Origin of the sequence: Alkalibacillus flavidus (assembly GCF_040545925.1) — a bacterium.
In the GTDB taxonomy this organism is placed as follows: domain Bacteria; phylum Bacillota; class Bacilli; order Bacillales; family Alkalibacillaceae; genus Alkalibacillus; species Alkalibacillus flavidus.
Map to the genome: position 1 here is coordinate 75603 of NZ_JBEPMX010000006.1, position 20211 is coordinate 95813.

General features: G+C 40.6%; 23 protein-coding genes. 9 read left to right on the top strand and 14 right to left on the bottom strand.

Annotated features, from left to right (window positions below; translation table 11 throughout):
• Positions 1-98: 98 nt before the first annotated feature.
• On the top strand, positions 99-770 hold the full coding sequence (locus tag ABID56_RS07120; protein WP_354219933.1) for a DUF421 domain-containing protein: 672 nt from the start codon (positions 99-101) through the stop codon (positions 768-770).
• Positions 771-783: 13 nt separating this feature from the next.
• On the opposite strand, the gene ABID56_RS07125 is transcribed toward ABID56_RS07120, so the two are convergent.
• The 3 genes from ABID56_RS07125 to ABID56_RS07135 form a co-directional block, all read right to left on the bottom strand.
• Positions 784-1680: an MBL fold metallo-hydrolase gene (locus ABID56_RS07125; protein ID WP_354219934.1), complete on the bottom strand. Its 897-nt coding sequence runs from the start codon at positions 1678-1680 to the stop codon at positions 784-786.
• A gap of 33 nt (positions 1681-1713) precedes the next feature.
• Entirely contained in the window at positions 1714-2043 is a 330-nt protein-coding gene (locus tag ABID56_RS07130) for a hypothetical protein (protein WP_354219935.1), read from the bottom strand.
• A gap of 322 nt (positions 2044-2365) precedes the next feature.
• Complete coding sequence (locus tag ABID56_RS07135; RefSeq protein ID WP_354219936.1) at positions 2366-2572, bottom strand: hypothetical protein; 207 nt, start codon at positions 2570-2572, stop codon at positions 2366-2368.
• Between the two features lie 195 nt (positions 2573-2767).
• On the opposite strand from ABID56_RS07135, the gene ABID56_RS07140 reads away from it, so the two are divergent.
• Positions 2768-3235: a CotY/CotZ family spore coat protein gene (locus ABID56_RS07140; protein WP_354219937.1), complete on the top strand. Its 468-nt coding sequence runs from the start codon at positions 2768-2770 to the stop codon at positions 3233-3235.
• 522 nt (positions 3236-3757) lie between these two features.
• On the opposite strand, the gene ABID56_RS07145 is transcribed toward ABID56_RS07140, so the two are convergent.
• From ABID56_RS07145 to fabI, 3 genes are all read right to left on the bottom strand, one after another.
• A complete protein-coding gene (locus ABID56_RS07145; RefSeq protein WP_354219938.1) occupies positions 3758-4363 on the bottom strand; it encodes a hypothetical protein in 606 nt (201 codons plus the stop codon).
• A gap of 224 nt (positions 4364-4587) precedes the next feature.
• Positions 4588-4965, bottom strand: a complete 378-nt coding sequence (locus tag ABID56_RS07150; RefSeq protein ID WP_354219939.1) for a CotO family spore coat protein — start codon at positions 4963-4965, stop codon at positions 4588-4590.
• 314 nt (positions 4966-5279) lie between these two features.
• Positions 5280-6056: an enoyl-ACP reductase FabI gene (gene fabI, locus ABID56_RS07155; RefSeq protein ID WP_167263908.1), complete on the bottom strand. Its 777-nt coding sequence runs from the start codon at positions 6054-6056 to the stop codon at positions 5280-5282.
• Between the two features lie 197 nt (positions 6057-6253).
• On the opposite strand from fabI, the gene ABID56_RS07160 reads away from it, so the two are divergent.
• Entirely contained in the window at positions 6254-7420 is a 1167-nt protein-coding gene (locus ABID56_RS07160) for an FtsW/RodA/SpoVE family cell cycle protein (RefSeq protein WP_354219940.1), read from the top strand.
• Positions 7421-7538: 118 nt separating this feature from the next.
• A complete protein-coding gene (locus ABID56_RS07165) occupies positions 7539-8108 on the top strand; it encodes a hypothetical protein (protein ID WP_354219941.1) in 570 nt (189 codons plus the stop codon).
• Positions 8109-8177: 69 nt separating this feature from the next.
• Here ABID56_RS07165 and ABID56_RS07170 read toward each other — a convergent pair whose 3' ends face one another.
• Genes ABID56_RS07170 through yjbM form a run of 3 tightly spaced genes read right to left on the bottom strand, consistent with a single transcriptional unit; the run spans position 8178 to position 10509 of the window.
• Complete coding sequence (locus ABID56_RS07170) at positions 8178-9047, bottom strand: RluA family pseudouridine synthase (RefSeq protein WP_354219942.1); 870 nt, start codon at positions 9045-9047, stop codon at positions 8178-8180.
• A 3-nt stretch (positions 9048-9050) separates the two neighbouring features.
• A complete protein-coding gene (locus ABID56_RS07175; RefSeq protein ID WP_354219943.1) occupies positions 9051-9860 on the bottom strand; it encodes an NAD kinase in 810 nt (269 codons plus the stop codon).
• Between the two features lie 34 nt (positions 9861-9894).
• Positions 9895-10509, bottom strand: a complete 615-nt coding sequence (gene yjbM, locus ABID56_RS07180) for a GTP diphosphokinase (protein ID WP_354219944.1) — start codon at positions 10507-10509, stop codon at positions 9895-9897.
• Positions 10510-10639: 130 nt separating this feature from the next.
• Here yjbM and ABID56_RS07185 point away from each other — a divergent pair, with 130 nt between their 5' ends.
• The 4 genes from ABID56_RS07185 (at position 10640) to ABID56_RS13010 (ending at position 12802) form a co-directional block, all read left to right on the top strand.
• Positions 10640-11206, top strand: coding sequence for a CYTH domain-containing protein (locus ABID56_RS07185; RefSeq protein WP_354219945.1), 567 nt, complete (start codon positions 10640-10642; stop codon positions 11204-11206).
• A gap of 62 nt (positions 11207-11268) precedes the next feature.
• A complete protein-coding gene (locus ABID56_RS07190; RefSeq protein ID WP_354219946.1) occupies positions 11269-11652 on the top strand; it encodes a globin domain-containing protein in 384 nt (127 codons plus the stop codon).
• Between the two features lie 25 nt (positions 11653-11677).
• Positions 11678-12580, top strand: coding sequence for a ClpXP adapter SpxH family protein (locus ABID56_RS07195; RefSeq protein WP_354219947.1), 903 nt, complete (start codon positions 11678-11680; stop codon positions 12578-12580).
• 48 nt (positions 12581-12628) lie between these two features.
• On the top strand, positions 12629-12802 hold the full coding sequence (locus ABID56_RS13010; RefSeq protein WP_494337576.1) for a hypothetical protein: 174 nt from the start codon (positions 12629-12631) through the stop codon (positions 12800-12802).
• 131 nt (positions 12803-12933) lie between these two features.
• Here the strand turns inward: ABID56_RS13010 and pepF are convergent, their stop codons facing one another.
• The 4 genes from pepF to mecA all read right to left on the bottom strand — a co-directional run bounded on the left by pepF (position 12934) and on the right by mecA (position 18608).
• Positions 12934-14733 (bottom strand): oligoendopeptidase F, encoded by a 1800-nt coding sequence (gene pepF, locus ABID56_RS07200; protein ID WP_354219948.1) that lies wholly within the window; start codon positions 14731-14733, stop codon positions 12934-12936.
• 77 nt (positions 14734-14810) lie between these two features.
• Positions 14811-15995 carry a competence protein CoiA gene (locus ABID56_RS07205; protein WP_354219949.1) on the bottom strand — a complete coding sequence of 395 codons (1185 nt, stop codon included), beginning with the start codon at positions 15993-15995 and terminating at the stop codon, positions 14811-14813.
• Between the two features lie 47 nt (positions 15996-16042).
• A complete protein-coding gene (gene cls, locus ABID56_RS07210; protein WP_354219950.1) occupies positions 16043-17557 on the bottom strand; it encodes a cardiolipin synthase in 1515 nt (504 codons plus the stop codon).
• 358 nt (positions 17558-17915) lie between these two features.
• On the bottom strand, positions 17916-18608 hold the full coding sequence (gene mecA / locus ABID56_RS07215) for an adaptor protein MecA (protein ID WP_354219951.1): 693 nt from the start codon (positions 18606-18608) through the stop codon (positions 17916-17918).
• Between the two features lie 300 nt (positions 18609-18908).
• On the opposite strand from mecA, the gene ABID56_RS07220 reads away from it, so the two are divergent.
• The gene (locus ABID56_RS07220; RefSeq protein WP_354219952.1) at positions 18909-19586 is read left to right on the top strand and encodes a TerC family protein; all 678 of its coding nucleotides are present in this window, start codon (positions 18909-18911) and stop codon (positions 19584-19586) included.
• A gap of 62 nt (positions 19587-19648) precedes the next feature.
• Here the strand turns inward: ABID56_RS07220 and spxA are convergent, their stop codons facing one another.
• On the bottom strand, positions 19649-20044 hold the full coding sequence (gene spxA, locus ABID56_RS07225) for a transcriptional regulator SpxA (RefSeq protein WP_354219953.1): 396 nt from the start codon (positions 20042-20044) through the stop codon (positions 19649-19651).
• Positions 20045-20211 lie beyond the last annotated feature (167 nt).

Here is a 20211-nt window from a genome sequence, read left to right on the forward strand (position 1 = left end):
TACCACATTTGCGATTAGTTTGTGCCTGCATCATCGATTCATGCATGAAAGCTAACACACGTCCCATAATAAGATTGACGTTTGACGGAGGTGTTGTCGTGGATTTTGTAAGAATTTTTTTAGAATCATGCGTCGGTTTTTCCGCGCTATTCGTCTTAACGAAAGTGTTAGGTAAATCGCAAATCACGCAAATTACCGCGTTCGACTTCATCGCAGCCCTCGTGTTAGGCGAATTAGTTGGTAACGCGTTGTTTGACAAAGAGGTCGGCATTCCGATGATTTTATTTGCTGTGACGCTATGGGGCGTGTTGATTTATACTACCGAGTGGGTGACGAATAAGTTTAGACGGACGCGCAAAATATTGGAAGGCGCGCCGTCCCTCGTGATTCGTCGGGGGCAAATTCAAAAAGACGTCTTAAAAAAAGCGAAACTCGACATGAACCAATTGATGCACTTATTACGAGATGAGGGTGTTTTTTCTATCCAAGAAGTGGAGTACGCCGTGTTTGAAACGAACGGCAGTATCAACGTCCTTCCGAAATATAGATACCAAACACCGAAAAATGAAGATTTAGGATTCACCCCGCAAGCTGTCGAAATGCCGATTGCGATCATTACAGACGGCGAAATTATCGGGGAAAATGTAGACGAAATCACTTGGGGATATGACGACTTATACGATGAGTTAAACCGACAACAATTAACCGTCGAGGATGTTATGTATGCCGAATGGACACAAAAATCCGGCTTGTATGTAATGCCATACTAGCCGGATTGAGTCATTAAGACGCTTGGACCATAATACGATAATTATCAATTACACAATGTAGATCACCATCATCGATTAACGCTTTGACGTAACCCGAAACAGCTGTGCGGAATAATAAATATTGTGATAATTGTTCGGCATTGACGTCATACCGCGCGCACATATACGCCACGATATCTTCTAAAGACAAACCGTGTGGCGAGATCCGCACCATCTCATATAGCGCTTTCAAAACCGAGCGATGATAATCAATATTAATTTGTAACGTATCATGGTAATTTTCCTCAAACTTACCGTGACCTGGAAGCGCGCCGTCATAATTTGTATCCATTAATTTTTCAATACTTTTGATCGTATCATTCGCACACGTTAAAAACGGAATTTTATGTTTATATAATTCTTTCTCACCGAAATAACTATCAGCTGCAAACAAAATGCCGTGCATCGCAATCGCTAATTGATGATAACTATGCCCCGGCGTTAACAGACATTCAAATTCGAACCCGTCCACTTGATGCTGCCCCTCATCGATAACAATATCAACATCAATCGGTGGTCCTTCTAAAAATTTATTTCGAAGCTCATCAGGCGGTGTCGTCCCTTGGAACAAATACGTCGGCTCCAACACCGGATACTTCATAATGACCGCTTCTAATGGTGGTGCGATAATTTTGACATCATAATGCTTTTTCAAATAGCTAGCCCCGCCAAAATGATCGGCGTGTGCATGTGTGACAAACAAGTGCGTGATCGGCAAATCTTTTTCCTCTAATTGCCTCACCACTTTGCGAATCGATGAGGCATCAATACCCGCATCAATTAGTAACCCTTGATCACCTTCATGCACATAACCGACATTGACGGAGCTATGAAAGTAGTAACAGTAGTCATTGAGTTGCTTCATCTTCATGTTATTAACCCTTCCTTTAGCAAAAACTCTCACCTAGACACTTTCGCTAAAGAAGCGGCCTTTTCCTGTTAGTTCTTTGAAATTTTTGATATTAGTTGGATGTTGCACATTCTCTGGCATATATAACTGCATCGTTTCAGCTTGTTCAGCACTTTGTTGTTGCTCTTGATCCTGTTCCGGTTTGTTTTGATAACGTTTACTCATCTGTTTACGGTCTTCCGCATACTCGAACGATTGCTTCCGCTGCGTGTCTAACTCCGCCCCAAACGGACGCTCCACCATATACGGAACACGATTTTCACTCGTCACTCGCTGTTGATAACGCTGATATTGGTGTTGATCAACCGGTAAAATATAACCCATACGATCAACTCCTTTCCTTAGTTATCCTATACCCGTTTTTATACATAATTATTCGTACCACAGTCTCATTTTATGACCGCATCCCCATTTTAGTTTTGAAATAATTCCGCTTACTTTTGAAATAACTCCCCTGATTTATGAGATAAGTCGAGTCATTTTTTAAATAAATTAAACGACCTCGCCAAGTTTTTAAATAAATTCGCCCATTTATTTCAAAAATCACCTCAGTTATTAAATAACTAACCTCAATTATTTAAAAAAACAAAATCGCTAACGTCAAAAACAGAGGAACTCACCCTAGTAAGGCAAGTTCCTCAAATCGCTAAATCCAAGAAAACGGCGGTCGCTTGTCGTGATCATCATCCATCTCATCGTCCGACTTCGTAAACTCTTCGGCATCGTGATGATGGTCACTCGCCACATCACGTTTCACCCATGGTTGCGATTCTTTTTCCGCCTGTTCAACCATGACATTATCCGCTCGTATAATTAAATCATTCACGTGCACTTCTTTTTTAGAACGAGACATAGAAACACTCCTTTCGATCTGCCTTCCTTAATTAGTCTATTCAACTCGTTCGTTTTAGCTTAGGTAAACGCCCCACTCAGCATAAAAATCTTTTTTACCCGAACATCATGTCAAATGCCCACACTAGTGTTTCTCCTAGGCATACATTATTAGCGTAACCATGGTCAAAAGACTATCTCAGAAAGGAGCTTGTTTATGTCTTGCTGCGAAGAACAGCACCATCATAAAAAAGACGACACGAATTGCGTCGCAGATATTTTAAACCAAATCGTCGATGCTCAAGATGACATTGTCGATGACGATTGTGATATCGGTTGTGAGCAATCGATTCAAGATTTGCGCGGTGACACGACGGCACCAAACAACCTTGATACCGTGCCCGTATTACTGTACTGCAAATGCGAACCATTCCGAGGATTTGGGGTGCGCAATGACCAAAATCATACCGTCCTCGATAGTTTCTTTTTCCGCGTCAATGACGTCGGTCGTGACAACTGCGCCACACTCGAATTACTACGCGACCCATCCGATACACAACCCGGCTGCGTCGACCCAACGAAGCAAAAAACAGCTAACTTACGCGCCACAGGCATTTGCATCACCGTCAACCTAGACTGCTTCTGCCACGTTACATGCTTACCAGCTATGAATACGTTAGGGTAATAGATAATTTCGAGACCAATTAAATTGAAGATATAACAAGACAAAGACGCTGAGGCAAAAATTAATAATGCAAAGTGAACCCCGAACGATTTAATGAAAATAAATTGTTCGGGGTTCTGCTTGCATGACGCTCCATCAAAACACTTCGCTTGGGTCTCCGTGACATAAGCTCAACATCGGCTCTGCTGGCGCAATCGCCGTGTTTCCTATACCGGGGCACGGCTCGAGCCAGGCAACATCATCGAAAAATCCTCCGTGCAACTTGCACCGAGGAAGCCTACTTCGAAGCACTGCTAGTAGACGCAGGTGCATCACTCGGCCGGAAAGCATGGCCTGTGGGGTCTCGAGACGCGTGCGGTTCCCACAGGCGTCTACGTGTTTTGATTCCGCTTCATTAGTGCTTAACTATTATAATTTTAAACATTCGTCTTTTGCACAAATGAACACCTTTTTATCCCATCCTCTTTGTGCATGTTTAATTCACATTTCTAAAATCGAATAAACCTAACATACTCTTTAATGTTAAATATGAAAAGTTACATAAAACATGATGACCGAGAAAAACAATAACGTTTCAAGGTTTATAAACAGCGTATTCGCTTTAACCTTTGAAAACAATTTTATTCGCCTTAATACACTGGTATCCAGCACAATAAATAAGTAATAAACAAACAATAAACTAAATACCAACATCAAAATGGACATGAGATATTCTCCGGCATTCCAAAAAGCTAACCCTAAAAACAACGCCCAAATACTTTTGAACACATTCGCTATGGTTTCAAACGGATTAGATAAGGTTCCCATCACATATGAAGCAATCTCATTTGAGATATTTTCTTCCTCATTACTTTTTGTAACAAATGTAATATGGCCAACTTGAAGCGCCATTGTTACCACTATCATGAATAAGTATGTAAAACCAAAAATTATCCCTACTTGTAACAAATGCGAATCAAGCAATTGATACAGAGTGATGGGCAAAGGAAGCCACATAGCATACATAAACACCATCAATAAGTGCAAAAAAGCAAACTCATTATGCTTGATCATTTTTTTGAATGTCGACATTATAATTAAATGGATTAAAACGCCTACCCATCCCATAACCAAAGCTGAAATTAACATATAAACTCCCCTAAATATAAGATGTTTTATAATGACATTATAATATAGCAACTGGTGTTTAACCTATTTTACCACGAAATGTAAATAAGTTGAATCAAGTATCTACTAACAAAATAAAGTAGTTCAGTTAAGTTTAACGATTAACTGAACCACTTTATAAAATTAATTAGAAGGTATTTTTAATTTTAGAATATTTTTCTTTATATATTCTTGACATACCTTGGTTAAAACCCAACCAACCGCACGTCTTCCACTTGGTCCCGCTTCATCTTAACCCGAAAGCCTTGGTCGGCGGTTCGAATGACGAGCTGGTTGTCATCACACTGTTCGACAGTTCCGATATACGTTTGCTGATCAGTTTTAACTTCGCATTTCATTTTCGGCATCACATCGGGCATATCGACCATGTAACGTAATTTTTCGTCAATCGTCATATCGTGAAATTTTCGCCGTTTATTCGGTGATTCATGTGCTTCGTCTTCTGCTGGCGCTAACGATTTTTCCTCTGAACTATAATATTGCGATTGTGCCTGCACGACCGGGTCTATCGCTGGCGGATTTGAAATGAATAACAACGGCGGCTTAGCTTGTTTTTCCGGCATAAAATCGACTCCTTCTTGATCAATTCTCACTCATAACCTATGCACAACAGCCCACAAGCGTTCGACGCAGTAACTTTTGAAATAAATCGACGGATTTATTTCAAAACTCCACCGACTTATCTCATAAATTCCTCTAGTTATCTAATAAGTTCACCGCACCCTTCAACTTATTTAATAAATCCACTAAGTTATTTCAAAACCTCACGCACTTATCTCAAAACTAAGCGCAATTATTTAATAAACCCAACTCCACCACCCCCAACAAAAAAAGCTCAACCCGCTAAGGTTGAGCTTTTTCATCAATCACACTTCAATTATTTACCTAAAATGTTAAAACCAGAGTCAACGTGCAAGATCTCACCTGTCATACCGCGAGATAGATCGCTCATTAAGAAGTAAGCCACATCGCCGACTTCTTCTTGTGTAACAGGCTTACGTAAAGGCGCGCGTTCTTCGATTTCTTGTAAAATTGAATTAAAATCGCCAACACCTTTCGCTGACAACGTACGAATTGGACCTGCTGAAATCGCGTTCACACGAATGCCATGCTTACCTAAATCATTCGCGGTATACTTCATCGTCGCATCTAAGCTCGCTTTCGCAACACCCATCACATTGTAGTTTTGCACGACGCGCTCGCCACCAAGGTATGTGAGTGTTACAATGCTGCCGCCTTCAGTCATTAAGTCCTTCGATTCACGCGCAACCGCAGCCAACGAATACGCGCTAATGTTTTGGGATAATAAAAATCCATCGCGTGACGTGTCAACGAATTCACCGTTTAAATCATCACGGTTCGCAAACGCGATACAATGCGCTAAGCCGTGAATCACGCCCACATCCTCTTTAATACTCGTAAACGTCTGCTTGATCGCTTCATCATCTGTGACGTCACATTCATAAAACAACGAATCGTCACGGTCTAGCGAATCTGCCAATTCACGAACTGGTTTCTCAAAACGCTCATTCGCATACGTGAACACTAAGCGCGCTCCTGCATTGTGCAATGCTTGTGCAATACCCCATGCAATACTACGGCGGTTCGCAACTCCCATCACTACATACGTCTTACCTTCTAAAGAAAAATTCATTCAAATGACCTCCTGATCAGCCATAAAATTATGATTAATTATTAGTACCTGCTCTTATTTTATAAAAAAATCGCCCTACTTACAAACATTTTCTCACATAAGCGCAAACTTTCAAAAACTGTTAACGACTTCACATTGACGAACGCTCACAAATACTAGAAAATAGAAGAGATGAAAACATTAAAGGAGTCCCATCCATGGAGAACTACGGCAACGAAAAAAAACTCGATACCTTCCTACTATTTGTAATGGTGAGTCTCATTGCGATTGGAATTACAACGCTTTATTTATTACAACCCCATTTGCGAGGGGATTTATCTAACATCGATTTTTATATACAACAGATAACATGGTTCGTGATTGGCGGAATAGGGATTGCGGCGATTATGTTACTAGATTTTGACTTTTATCGCAAACTAACTTGGCCCCTTTATTTTTTAGGTATTGCTATGCTTGCCGGGTTGTTTGTTTTTGCTGTGGAAATCAACGGTTCTTATAGCTGGTATCAGTTACCAGTCGGTTCCCTACAACCTTCTGAATTTATGAAAGTTTTTCTAGTCATTACGTTAGCACATGTCATTACGTCACATAATGAACAATGGACTTACAAAAATTTAAAATATGATTCTGTTCTACTAATCAAGATTTTAGGTTTAACCATCCCACCTCTTGTTCTTATTGTTATGCAGCCTGACTTGGGATCAGGTATGGTTATCATCTCGATTGCAGGGTTTCTTATCTTAATATCTGGGATTCGCTGGCGCTTCATTTTTTCATTATTTGGGATAATAGCGGTGTTCAGTGGCTTTTTAGTCGTAATATACTTAATGTTTACAGAACAATTCGTCAACTTTTGGATGGATACCCCATTCAGACACGCTGTATACCGTATACAAGCTTGGCAGAACCCCCACTTGTATGCAGACGGTTCAGGCATGCAGTCCATCCGCTCCATGCTTGCAATTGGTTCTGGCGAATTATTTGGTAAAGGACTGGGTAATTTTCAACTATCAATTCCTGAACAGCATTCAGACATGATTTTTACCGCCGTCGCCGAACAATTCGGTTTCATCGGTTCAAGTGTCGTGATTATTTTGTATTTCCTATTAATCTATCGGATTATTCAAATTGCGCTTGATTGTCGCGATCCATTCGGTACTTATTTAGCAGTCGGCTTTGTCGGCATGTTCTTTTATCAAATTTTCCAAAACATCGGTATGTCAATCCAGCTCTTACCACTGACTGGCTTGCCCTTGCCGTTTCTCAGTTACGGCGGGACGTCCTTGCTCGTCTACATGGCTGCGATCGGCATCGTCTTAAACATCCAATCACGCAAAAAAGAATATATGTTTGAAACAGATTAGCCAGGCGACTATCCTCGTCTGGCTTTTTATTAAAGACTTATATTTCTAATAATGGAAATAGATGATACACTTAACCTATCTTCACTTTAACCATTTACATTTAAAAAAGGGTGTTCATGTGTATAAAAAATTTATCATGATGATATTCATCTTACTTATGATGAGTGCATGCACGAACAATGAAACATTAGATACTGGCTATCTCGACGTCAGTCAAGAAGATATAAGCACGATTTATAAACCAGTAGACAAAACAACTGCTAAAAAAGCACTGCCTTATGACATAAAATCCCCTTCTTATTTCCCTTTTGAACATGAACAAACCAAGGTCGTTATATCAGGTTGGGAAAACAGCAAAGAAAACATTGTCTCATTCATTCAATATCCTTCGACAGAAGAAGATGCTAAATGGCAAGAAGGATCAATCTCGCAACCCGCCATCCCACATATCAGCTATACGATAGCCAATTTTGATCGATATTACAGCAGATATTCTAATACAGGCGATTACATCGACGTCGACATTAACGATGACATAACAGGGTTATTTAAGATGAACAAAGCCATCAAAGGCGCAGAATTACATTGGTTTAATGGAGAAATGGAATACAATTTACAATTAATCTATTTTAGCGATGACCGCGACAAATTAAAAACAGAGTTACTTAAAATCGCGAATTCCATCTAACGATATGTTTCCCATCGTCAAACCCGTTACAAAAAACAAAATCCCGAACGACCTAACAACTGCCTTTCCCTACAAGAGTGCTTGGATCGCAGCCGGCAACCGAGCATACGCCGTCACGCGCTTCAATGTAAACGGATGGACAAAGCTGAGCCACTGAGCGTGCAGTGCTTGACCGGTTATATCAATAGACGAACGCCCGTATAAATCATCCCCAACTAACGGATAGCCAAAATGAGCAAAATGAACACGGATTTGATGCGTCCGCCCTGTTTCTAATTCAAGCTGAACGCACGTGCGCCCACGTCCGACCGCTTTAGACCAATAATGCGTGACCGCTTCTTTACCGTCGCTACTAACCGTCCGCTCGATGATCGACGGCAAATGTCGCGCAATCGGCCACGATAATGTGCCTGACCCGTACAATTCGCCCTCGACAACGGCTGTATACCACCGCTTCACATCCGTCATTTGCAATAAATGATGCGCGTAGCTATGTTTGGCAATTAAGACAAGCCCTGACGTATACCGATCGAGTCGCGTCACGATATGAGGCGTCGTTCTTATACCACGCTCGTTAAAGTAATGAAGCACACCATTAGCTAATGTCGCCTGATCCCGGTCGTTCATGTTCGGCGTGACGGCCATCCCCCGCGGTTTATTCACGATCAAGACATGATTATCTACATAAACAATCTCAAGCGACATTCGATAAGGCGTAACCGCATCACTTCGCGGTTCTTCTGGCATGGTCACCTGGATCACATCGCCCGAACGCAACCGCTCTCTCACCGTGACAGCACGACCACCAACGTCAATCTTCCCATCTTGTTTCACCCGTTTTAACAATCGACTTGAAAAAGCTCGCACGTCGAGTAAATACTCACGTACGAGCCATTGGTCATATTTCCGTTCAACCGTCCACGACAACACAATACTCATCAGTTAAACACCTTGTTCGTCGTCGGCGATAAACGAATCGTGCACCCGCTTCCAAAACGGGAATGGACGGAAGCGCGCAAACCGCACCTTCTCTTTCGCCACACGACACTGAATGCTATGGACTTTATTGAATGTCATCGTTAAATGATCAATCGTAATTAAAAAGTTACGTTCACTTTTCGGCTTCATCACAGCCGTATGATGTTTCGGCAAAATAAGCGGTGAGCCAACCGTACGGAAGACGCGGTTGTTAATCGACGCCATTTCCGTAATTTGAAACGCTTCAAGTGATGGGTGAATAATCGCCCCGCCTAACGCCTTGTTATAAGCCGTTGAACCAGACGGTGTCGAAATACACAAACCGTCACCTCGAAACGTTTCAAACTGCTCCCCTTTAATTTCAACATCTAAGACGACAGAGCCTTCAGCCGTTTTGACCGACACTTCATTTAAGGCTAAATAACAATGTTCCGCGTCATAATCCGTCGGGCGAATCGTCAGTTCTAACAACGGATATTCGACGACTTGAAACGGTGTGCGCGCAATTTCAATTATCAATTTCTCTAATTCATCTGGTACCCAATCGGCATAAAACCCTAAATGCCCCGTGTGCACCCCGATAAACGCCGTTTTATCCAAACGATGAATGTAGCGATGAAACGCTTCTAAAAGCGTCCCGTCACCACCGATCGAAATGACTAAATCCGGCTCTTCTTCGTTATACTCTAAATTAAACTCTGATAAATAACTTTTGAACTTTGATTCAATTTCTTTCGACGTTTGATCGCCACGACTTTGTACGGCAAATTTCACAACAACCCCACCTTTTCAATGGATAGCTACTCGATTATTCTTTCGTTCGTCTGAAATATTCTTGTGCTTCTCGTATTTCCTGTCTGATTTTCGACATTTCTTCATCGAGACGAAACGCTGCTTCAGCTGCATTTCTTAGTCGCTCCGTTACGTCAGACGGCATCTGACCAGAGTATTTGTAATTAAGCGAGTGTTCATTAATCGCCCAAAAATTCATCGCAAGCGTGCGAATTTGAATTTCTGCCAAAATATGGCGTTCCCCGTGAATCGTCTCGACCGGATAACGGATAATGACGTGATAAGAACGGTATCCGCTTTCTTTATTTTTCTCTATGTAGTCTTTCTCTTCGACAATATCAAAATCATGACGCGCCCTAATAATATCGACCACTTCATAAATATCATCGACAAACGGGCAGACGACACGTAACCCGGCAATGTCTTGGACTTCCTCTTCAATTTTCGGTATCGGGATCTCACGCCGCTTCGCTTTATCGACGATACTCGTAATCGGCTTCACCCGACCTGTCACAAACTCAATGGGAGAATGTCTTGATTCATAATCGAATTGTTTACGCATGCCTTTTAACTTAATCTTTAGTTCATCGACGGCTTGGCTGTATGGTGCTAAAAATATATCCCATTTCAACGCGTTTCCCCCGCTTTCCAAGATGTCATAATCTATGATTATTGTATCATAATTTGGCAAAAGCCATAATCATTGAATCGTACAAATTTATCCGTCATAATGAAAAATAGCGTGAAGCGAGGTGAACATCATGCAAGAAATTGAAATTGAATTTAAAAACTTACTAACTGAAGAAGAATACAAACAGCTTGTGGCTGATTATATGACTAACATCGAAGCAGCCAAGCAAGTTAATATCTATTTTGAAACTGACGATTTTCAACTAAAAAACGCTGGCGCTGCATTACGCATTCGCGAAAAAGCAAATGCATACATCGCCACGTTAAAGCAACCAGCTGAAAACGGATTGTTAGAAACACACGACACATTAAACGACGAGTCATTCCAATCATGGTGTCGAAATGAGATCTCTCTTGGTGAGAACATTCAAAGACAACTAGACGCACTCGGCATTAAAGCGAGTGACCTTCGCCACAAAGGCCAATTAACGACGTACCGTTATGAATGCCACGACGGTGATATGATCGTCGTTCTCGATAAGAGCGACTACAATGGTGTGAGCGATTATGAACTGGAGATCGAAGCGCCCGAAGTTGACCGAGGCAAGGCATATTATCACAATGTTCTAGCGCACTATAACATCCCTGAACGAACAACACCGAATAAAATTGAGAGATTTTTCCGAAGCGTACACTAGTCATATTAATTGATACAACGAGCAACCGTTGCTACAATATTGAAAAAGAGAGGGATTTCACATTGGCACATCAACAAGGGAACATCTATGAAGCCATCGGAGGGGAAGAAGCAGTCCAGCGTTTAGTCGATGCGTTTTACAAACGAGTCGCTGAACACCCTGACTTAACACCTATTTTTCCAGATGATTTAACCGAAACGAAGCGAAAACAAAAACAATTTCTAACCCAATTTTTCGGTGGTCCTCAATTATACATTCAAGAACACGGTCACCCGATGCTACGCGCACGTCATATGTACTTCACGATTACACCGACGAGACGCAACGCATGGTTAAGCTGCATGGAAGAAGCGCTTGAAGAAGCTGAAATCGAAGAACCGTATCGTAGTTCGATTTTTGAGCGTTTAACGATGACGGCTAATCATATGATGAATACACCGGAATAGAGAGAGTGAAAGGGGAATCGATGTGGTGGATCAAACAGCGAATGTCATGAACAATCTTGCATCGAATGACAATTCCCAAATTGACTTCTGTAACTTACTTAATAAACCTGTCGAAATATATTTTTTCGTCGACCCATTGTGTCCAGAATGTTGGTCGTTCGAGCCCTACATCAAAAAATTAGCGATGGAATACGGTTGCTATTTTAAACTGCGAACGATTATTACAGGAAAATCGACGGATATGAACATTTCATCGTTCAACCGATCGGATAACTTACAATATTCTTGGCGTAAATTGTCGCGGCGAACAGGGATGAATTGTGATGATGCGATTTCCGAAAACAATCCCGTTTCATCTCCCCTCTTAACGTCGCTTGCTATTAAAGCAGCTGAATTACAAGGTCACCGTTTAAGTACTGACTTTTTACGGAAGCTGCGCGAATACTTATTTCTCGATCAACAGAACATCTCAGATGAATCGGTTTTATTAGAAGTGGCTGACAAAGTCAATTTGGACGTTGATGAATTTTATCACGATTTATATTCACACACGGCAAAGAAGGCACTACAATGTGACATTCACGTTGCGCAAGAGATGGGGGTTGAACAAACACCATCCATCGTCTTATTTAATAGACAAGAAGCAGAAGACGGCCTTAAAGTATCCGGCCTTTACGATTACGACTCATACGTTAAAGCATTATTCGAAGTGATGGGGCGCGCTGCTCGTCCTACAGTGAAACCTGAATTAATTGATTTCTTATCCCATTTTAAATTTGTGGCTTCAAAAGAAATCGAAGTCGTCTTTGACTGGAGCGAAGAAAAAACGGAGCGCGAGTTGAAAAAACTTCAACTGACCCGCAAAGTTGAACGGATTCCGGTTAAATACGGTACGTTTTGGAAATATATCGAAAACGAACAAGCATAATAGACGGAAAAGCACCATATGATGAGTATCAAAAAGGAAGCGATAATAATGATTCGACTTCTATTTTGGTTGATACTGATTATAGGTGCTTTTTTATTGCATACACTCGGGATGATGCAGCTCATCCCCCGTCTCATTACGATGCCTTTTTTATTTATCATTCTGTTTTTATGTATTGCCTCCATCACCCAAAAACATTCCCCCCGCCAATTTTTGAAATAACTCGGGGAACTTATTAAATAATTGATGAAACTTATCTCATAAGTCTAGCGACTTATGAGATAAGTTCCTCTACTTTTGAAATAAATCCAAAGCGAATGAAAAAGCAGGTGGCTAACGCCACCTGCTTTTCTCTATTCCTCTAACAACGCTTCAAATTCGTCTAATTTCGCCTCAAACACATCGAGTGCTTCTAAAATCGGTGCTTTCGTCGTCATGTCGACGCCTGCTTTTTTCAGCACGTCAATTGGATCCTCACTGCTTCCTGCTTTTAAGAAATCTTTGAATTTCTCAACGGCAGGCTCGCCTTCGTCTAAAATCTTAGCCGCAAGCGCCGTCGCAGCTGAATAGCCTGTTGCATATTGATAGACGTAATACCCCATATAAAAATGCGGAATACGCGCCCACTCTAAACCAATTTTCTCATCAACATGAACATTGTCACCGAAATATTGTTTATTCAAATCATAATAAAGCTCCGTTAACTTCTCAGCTGTTAGGGCTTCCCCACGCTGATCACGTTGGTGAATCTCATGCTCAAATTCAGCAAACATCGTCTGACGGAATACCGTCGCACGGAACCCTTCTAAGAAATTATTCAATAAATAAAGTCGTTTCTGCTTACTATCGAGCGTTTTCAATAAATAATCATTTAACAGCGCTTCATTCGCTGTCGACGCCACTTCAGCCACAAAAATCGAATAATTGCCGTAACGCGGTGCCTGATTTTGATGCGTGTAATAACTATGCAACGAGTGGCCAAGCTCATGCGCTAACGTAAACAAGTTATCGACATTATCTTGCCAGTTCATTAAAATATACGGATTCGTCAAATAACCACCCGATGAATAAGCGCCGCTCCGTTTACCTTTCGTCTCTAACCAATCAATCCAACGCTCGTCATACCCTTTTTGCACGATCGACGTATACTCTTCACCTAGAGGGGCTAAACCTTTCAACACCCAATCCTTCGCTTCGTCAATCGTAACATCCATCTTTTCATCAACGAGTGGCGCATAAATATCATACATATGCAGCTCATCGACATTTAACATTTTCTTCTTAAGCGCCATGTAACGGTGCAGCGAAGGCAGACGATCATGAATCGCTTCTAATAAGTTATCATACACGTCTTCTGGGATATTGTTCTTATCAAGCGCTGCTTCACGCGCAGAATTGTAATTTCGCGTTTTCGCAAAAAAGTTCGCCTTCTTCACCTGACCGCTAATTGTCGCTGAAAATGTGTTTTGATACTGGCCGAACGTATCGTACATCGCATCAAACGCCTGCTTTCGCACATTTCGATCTTTTGAATCTAGAAAATCACGGAAACGCCCGTGCGATAATTGCGTCTCCTCCCCATTTTCATCCGTAATCGTCGGAAATTGAATGTCCGCATTATTCAGCATGCCAAACGCATTGCCTGGCGTTTGCGTTACTTCGGATGCTTCAGCTAACAACGCCTCTTCTTTTTCCGATAACACATGTGGACGCGACTTCATAATATCGCGTAGCGTTTTCTCATAATGTTTTAATGCATCATTCTCGGCAATATATTGTTCAATCGTCGCGTCGTCCATCGCCAAAATCTCTGGTGTCACATAACTAAACGCACTCATCATCTGCGTCACGAGCATTTTGGCACGTGCGTCTTGGTCCTGATACTGACTATTCGCCGTATCTTGGTCTGAACGCATATGCGAATAAACGAACACTTTTTGCATCCGGATTTGAAAGTCGTCTTCTAATTGTAAAACCGCTAACAAGTTGTCCGATGAGTCCGCAATTTTGCCCTTATATTCTGTAATCTTTGGCAATTCATCGTGCAAAGCTTGTAATGCTTCTTCCCATTCTTCATCTGTTTTAAAAATAGCTTCTAAATCCCACGTTAACTCTGTCGGGACTTCTTCACGTGTTTTTAATTCTGTTGCCATGATGCAACCTCCTCGTTAACCCCTATTTTTCTTACAATTCACTATTTTATAAAAGTTAATGCAGAATGTAAAATAAATTACTTCACATTTTCAGTTTGAGGTACATGGAACATCGTTTCAATCGCCTTCTCATCTAAGGCCAAAGCTTCATCCAATGTTTTTGGAAAGACAACGTCACTGACCTTTTCAAACTCTTTTGGCGAGGTCTTCGTCAACAATCCGAGTGTTTCAAGCGTATTCATATAATCATAAAGTGGGTGAATTGGTTGTCCAGGATAAGCTGACGTTAAACGATCGTGAAAGAAGACATCCATCATCCCAACAATATCTTGCCAATCGAATCGTTCACCAACTTCTAATTCATTAAAACAGTCAATAATGAACGACGTTTGCCATATATACACAGGTGTCTGATACACATGATAGTTAGCTGCAGGTAAGTAAATAGAGGAAGGTAAAAATTGCGGATGCAACGACTGACTGTACAAATAATTCATGTAGTCTCGTTCGACATCTGAATGAAATTGCCGCTGTTTCGAACGAAAGCGTTGTTTTTGTTTTAACCATTGTCGTCCCGCTGTTTGATTTGATTGTGGAGCACGGTGAGCAAATAAATGTGGAAGTGACCAATTTGAAATCGGTTCATGCGAAGTTGTCGTAAATGCATTGTGTTGGTGTATAAAATCCGTTTCGTGAATGTGTAGTGAATAATCGGCAGGATCGTAAGTGAAAAAACGAGGGGTTTTAGCATACGGTTCACTTAATATTGCCGTACGCATCGATGGGGTGACACGGTAAAATGACAGTTGATACGGTTTGCGGAAATTCGGCCCGAAAATCCAAATCGGTATAATCCCTTGTGACATATAGCCTTCAGTACGCGCTAACAATTCATCAGCATCAATGGATGAGCATTGATATTCGAACGCGACATACGTATCTTTTACTTTCGTTAACACATCAGCGCGTTGGTCAATCGCCTTAATATATTGTTCGAGGTATACTGGATATTGTTGGCGAAATAACCACGTAGCTAAATGCATTTTCCCAGTCAAATGGGTTTCTGATTCGCCTGCACCATAATCACAAGATGCATCACGTTCATGAGCAAAATGAGGAATATTGATCGTGCCTGCCTTAAGCAATACAGGTGCCTCGCAAGCAGGACAAGTTAAACGTTCTTGCCTTAATGCGTCTAGTTTTTCTTTAGGTTGACTAAACGCGATCACAGCCTGTCCCTGTTCATTTAATGCTTTCAACAATAGACACCACTCCGTTTCATCATCTGATATAACTTGTCACCGCTGTCTTATAACAACGGTGACAATAAGCGAAATAGCGACTCCATCACACGTATGAAAATCGATCGTTGATTAAATTGAGCTGGATCGATTTCATGTGATTCATTCAAATCACGCTGAAAATCTTCAACGAGTTTCACGGTGCTATCGGTACGGAATAAAAACGCATTCACTTCAAAATTCAAATGAAAACTGCGCATATCCATGTTAGACGTGCCGATTGATGCTAATTCTTCATCGACAATCATAATCTTACTGTGCAAGAAACCACGGCCGTACTCATACACCGTCACACCCGCTTCCATCAATTCAGGATAATACGAGCGAGACGCGTAAAAGACAATTCGTTTATCCGGCACACTCGGCATGATTAAGCGCACGTCCACACCGCTTAAGCTCGCGACCTTCAACGCTGTCAAAATATCATCATCTGGAATAAAGTATGGTGACGCGATCCAGATTGATTTTTTAGCCGAAATAATCATTGAGAAGTACAGTTTCTTAATGTTTTCCCACTGCGTATCAGGACCGTCAGCAATCATTTGCACACCGCCTGCCTGATTGTTCGTCACAACCATTTCAGGTGACAAGTAATTTTGCGTTAACAGCGATTCATTCGTTTCATAATACCAATCTTGCAAAAAGATTAATTGAAGCGTTCGTACTGCCTCACCTCGAACGTATAAATGTGTGTCACGCCATTCGCCAAATTGCGCGGTACGGCCTAAATATTCATCACCAATATTTAAGCCACCCATAAACCCTTGTTCACCATCGACGACGACAATTTTACGATGGTTACGGAAATTAATTCGGTTTCCGATAAACGGGAGCTTAACTGGCGCAAACGCTTTAAGATGGACACCAGCTTCACGTAAATCATGTTTATACCCTTCTGATAATTGCCAACTTCCGACCGCATCGTAAAGAAAACGAACTTCGACCCCTTCTTTCGCCTTCTCAATTAAGATGTCTTTTATCTCTTGGCCGATCTCGTCATGCCTTACGATATAATACTCTAAATGGATATGATGGCGTGCCTCTTTTAACGCCTCAAGCAATTTCGAAAATTTTTCGGAACCATTCGTCAACACCCACGTATCAGATCCGAAAGATACCGGAGAGCTTCCTAAATGATGAGCCAAACGGAAGAACATCTTTTGGTGGTCCCCCATTTGATTAAGCTCTTCTTCTTGAATCGGTCGCTTCCCTTCAATTTTACTAAACGCTTCTTCGTCCTGTTCTTGTTTTTCATCGTAACGTTTTCGTTTTTGATAGTTACGTCCAAAAATTAAATAGAAGAAGAAGCCTAACACCGGAAACGCTGCGAATACTAAAATCCAATTAAGTGTTTGCGATGGATCGCGGTTTTCAATAAAAATAATAAAACCAATTAAAACAGCTGATATCGTCACAAAAAGAGAGAACGTCGTAATAATCCGACCTTCCCAAATGACGTACGAAAAATACCCGATTGCTACGACAATCGCGGTAAATACCAGCACCTGAATCCACTTCAGCATAATGTCAAAGCCTCTCTTCCCCTCACGTTCACCCTTTTAAAACACGTGATAATGTTAGCGTAAAGAATTTGTCACATATTTGCAACCAAACAAAAATCATGTCGATTGCGACTTATTCACAATATTTCCCTTTATTTTGATTGGTTAAACGATTTTTCAGTTTTAAACAGTTAATCGCTCCGCTAACTAATTTTTTGCCTTCTTTATTTATTAAATAACTCCCTTCAGTTTTGAAATAAATGCATTCACTTATTTCAAAACTGTCCGCATTTATTTCATAAATACGTTTACTTATTTAATAAGTGACAAACACGCACAAAAAAAGCAAGCTTGCTAACTTAACAAGCTTGCTTACACTTTAATCGAAATGCGTTCTCAACTGTTTCATCGCGTCTTCTTCAAAGACTTCGATGCCGTATTCAGTTAGGTAGTGCTTCGTCATCGCAGACTCTTCGCCGAATTCAAGCAGGCGACTGATGTAATCTTCCTGCTCGTCTTCGCTTAAGAAACCATTCGGGAATCCGATATGAATGAAATATTGTCCGTCAAAAGCATACATACGGTCTGTAATAAAACGAGTATCAATGACCGATTGACTTAACGAAATCGCATCTTCTATATCATCAAACACGACCGTCAATGTTAAATCGTCATCCAAGTGCTTCTTTTTTTTCTTCTTCGTCTTAGCTTCATTTGAATCATTTGATTCTTTCGAGAAGCTTTGATCCATAAAGTTTTCTAGCTCATGTGTGACGCTCTGGCTATTTGGATCATCAGCATCAGGTAACTCTAACTTATTACCGTCTTTTGAAATTTGTGCTTTTGTCACAACAATTTCTAATCCTTTATCCATCGCTTGAACTTGAATCCATAACGGACCATCAACGCTAAAGTCTTCATGGTCATTCACTTCATCCATCATTTCCCAAAAGAGTTCTTCGCCTTTTTCACGATTATACCAAATATCTTCACGTGTAAACCCACGTTCTTCAATATCCTGATAAGATATATAAAATTTTAATGTGTTTTCATTAATTCTTTCTATTTCCATTGTTTTTCCTCTCCCTTCTAACCTTTAATACATTTTGGGAAGGACTTACCCGTTTCGTCTTACTATAACCATACCCGAACATCGTCTTATTCAATCATGTCATAAAGCATTTGTCTTAATCATAGTTTATGTTAAGTCCAATTCATTCGAAAATGCTTTCGAATGGCTTTTTCAAATTCCATGTTTGCCCGAATCTGAAACAAGCTGTGCGACAATTCTTACAACGATGAATTCGTGTATTTAGTCCACTATTTTAAAACATATATCGCCATTTGTCACGTCATAAAAGGAGGTTTTTTCATGGAATTTTTATTAGAATTCAATTGGGATCTCATAAAAGCCATTATTATCATTATTGGAATCGATTTAATACTAGGTAGTGATAATGCAATCGTCATTGCCATGGCTAGTCGTAAACTCCCAGCAAACCTGCAACAGAAAGCCATTTTTCTTGGAACTGTCTTAGCGATTGCCTCCCGATTTATCCTCGCAACTATAGCGTTATTTTTATTAACCATGCCTTATGTTCAATTAATAGGCGGTCTATTGTTATTTTACATCGCCATTCAGTTATTACGCGAACAAGATGCTCACGATCCAACAGTCCAAAGCTCATCGACGTTACTCGGTGCTGTGAAAACGATCATTATCGCCGATGTCGTGATGAGTTTTGACAATGTGCTCGCTATTTCAGCTGCTGCAAATAATAACATGTATCTCATATTATTCGGTTTAATCGTATCAGTCCCACTAATCATATTCGGGAGTAAACTCATTTTACGTGCCATGCAACGTTTTCCAAGCATAATCTATATAGGGGCAATGCTACTGGCGTATACGAGTGCAGAACTGATGCTTAAAGAAGACAAGCTTCAAACCATTTGGACAAACGTGCCTTACAATAGTCTTATTTGGCCCGCTTTTATTATGCTTGTCACATTAATGATAGGCTTTGTGTCAAGACATCGCCACATTTAAAAAACGACAAAAGCCGAACCAATCATCGCTGGTCCGGCTTTTCATTATATAACGCATAAATCTTAATTAACTAATCGTTTCGCTTCTTCTAATTGGAATGAACGTACATTACGTGGTAAGAAACGACGAATTTCATCTTCGTTATACCCGACTTGTAGACGTTTATCATCCATAATAATCGGACGACGTAATAAGCCTGGGTTTTCTTGAATTAGGTCAATCAAATCTTTAAGTGGCATTTGATCTAACCCTACATCTAATGTTTGGAACACTTTAGAACGTTTCGAGACAATCTCATCTGTTCCATCCTCTGTCATACGTAAAATCTCTTTGATTTCATCTTTTGACAATGTATCTGAGAAAATATTACGCTCTTCAAATGGAATCTCATGTTCCTCTAACCACGCTCTCGCTTTACGGCAAGACGTACAACTTGGTGATGTAAATAACGTTACCATGCCATTCACTCTCCTTTTATCGGCTTAAGACATGAAACAAATCAATTAAAATTGATATTAATTTAGAATCAATCTAATCTAACTTAATTTGATTATACAACAAAAGTATGTAATTGAAAAGAGGTCTCAATTAGTTTTTCAAGAAATAGGCACATTTTAACTTTTGT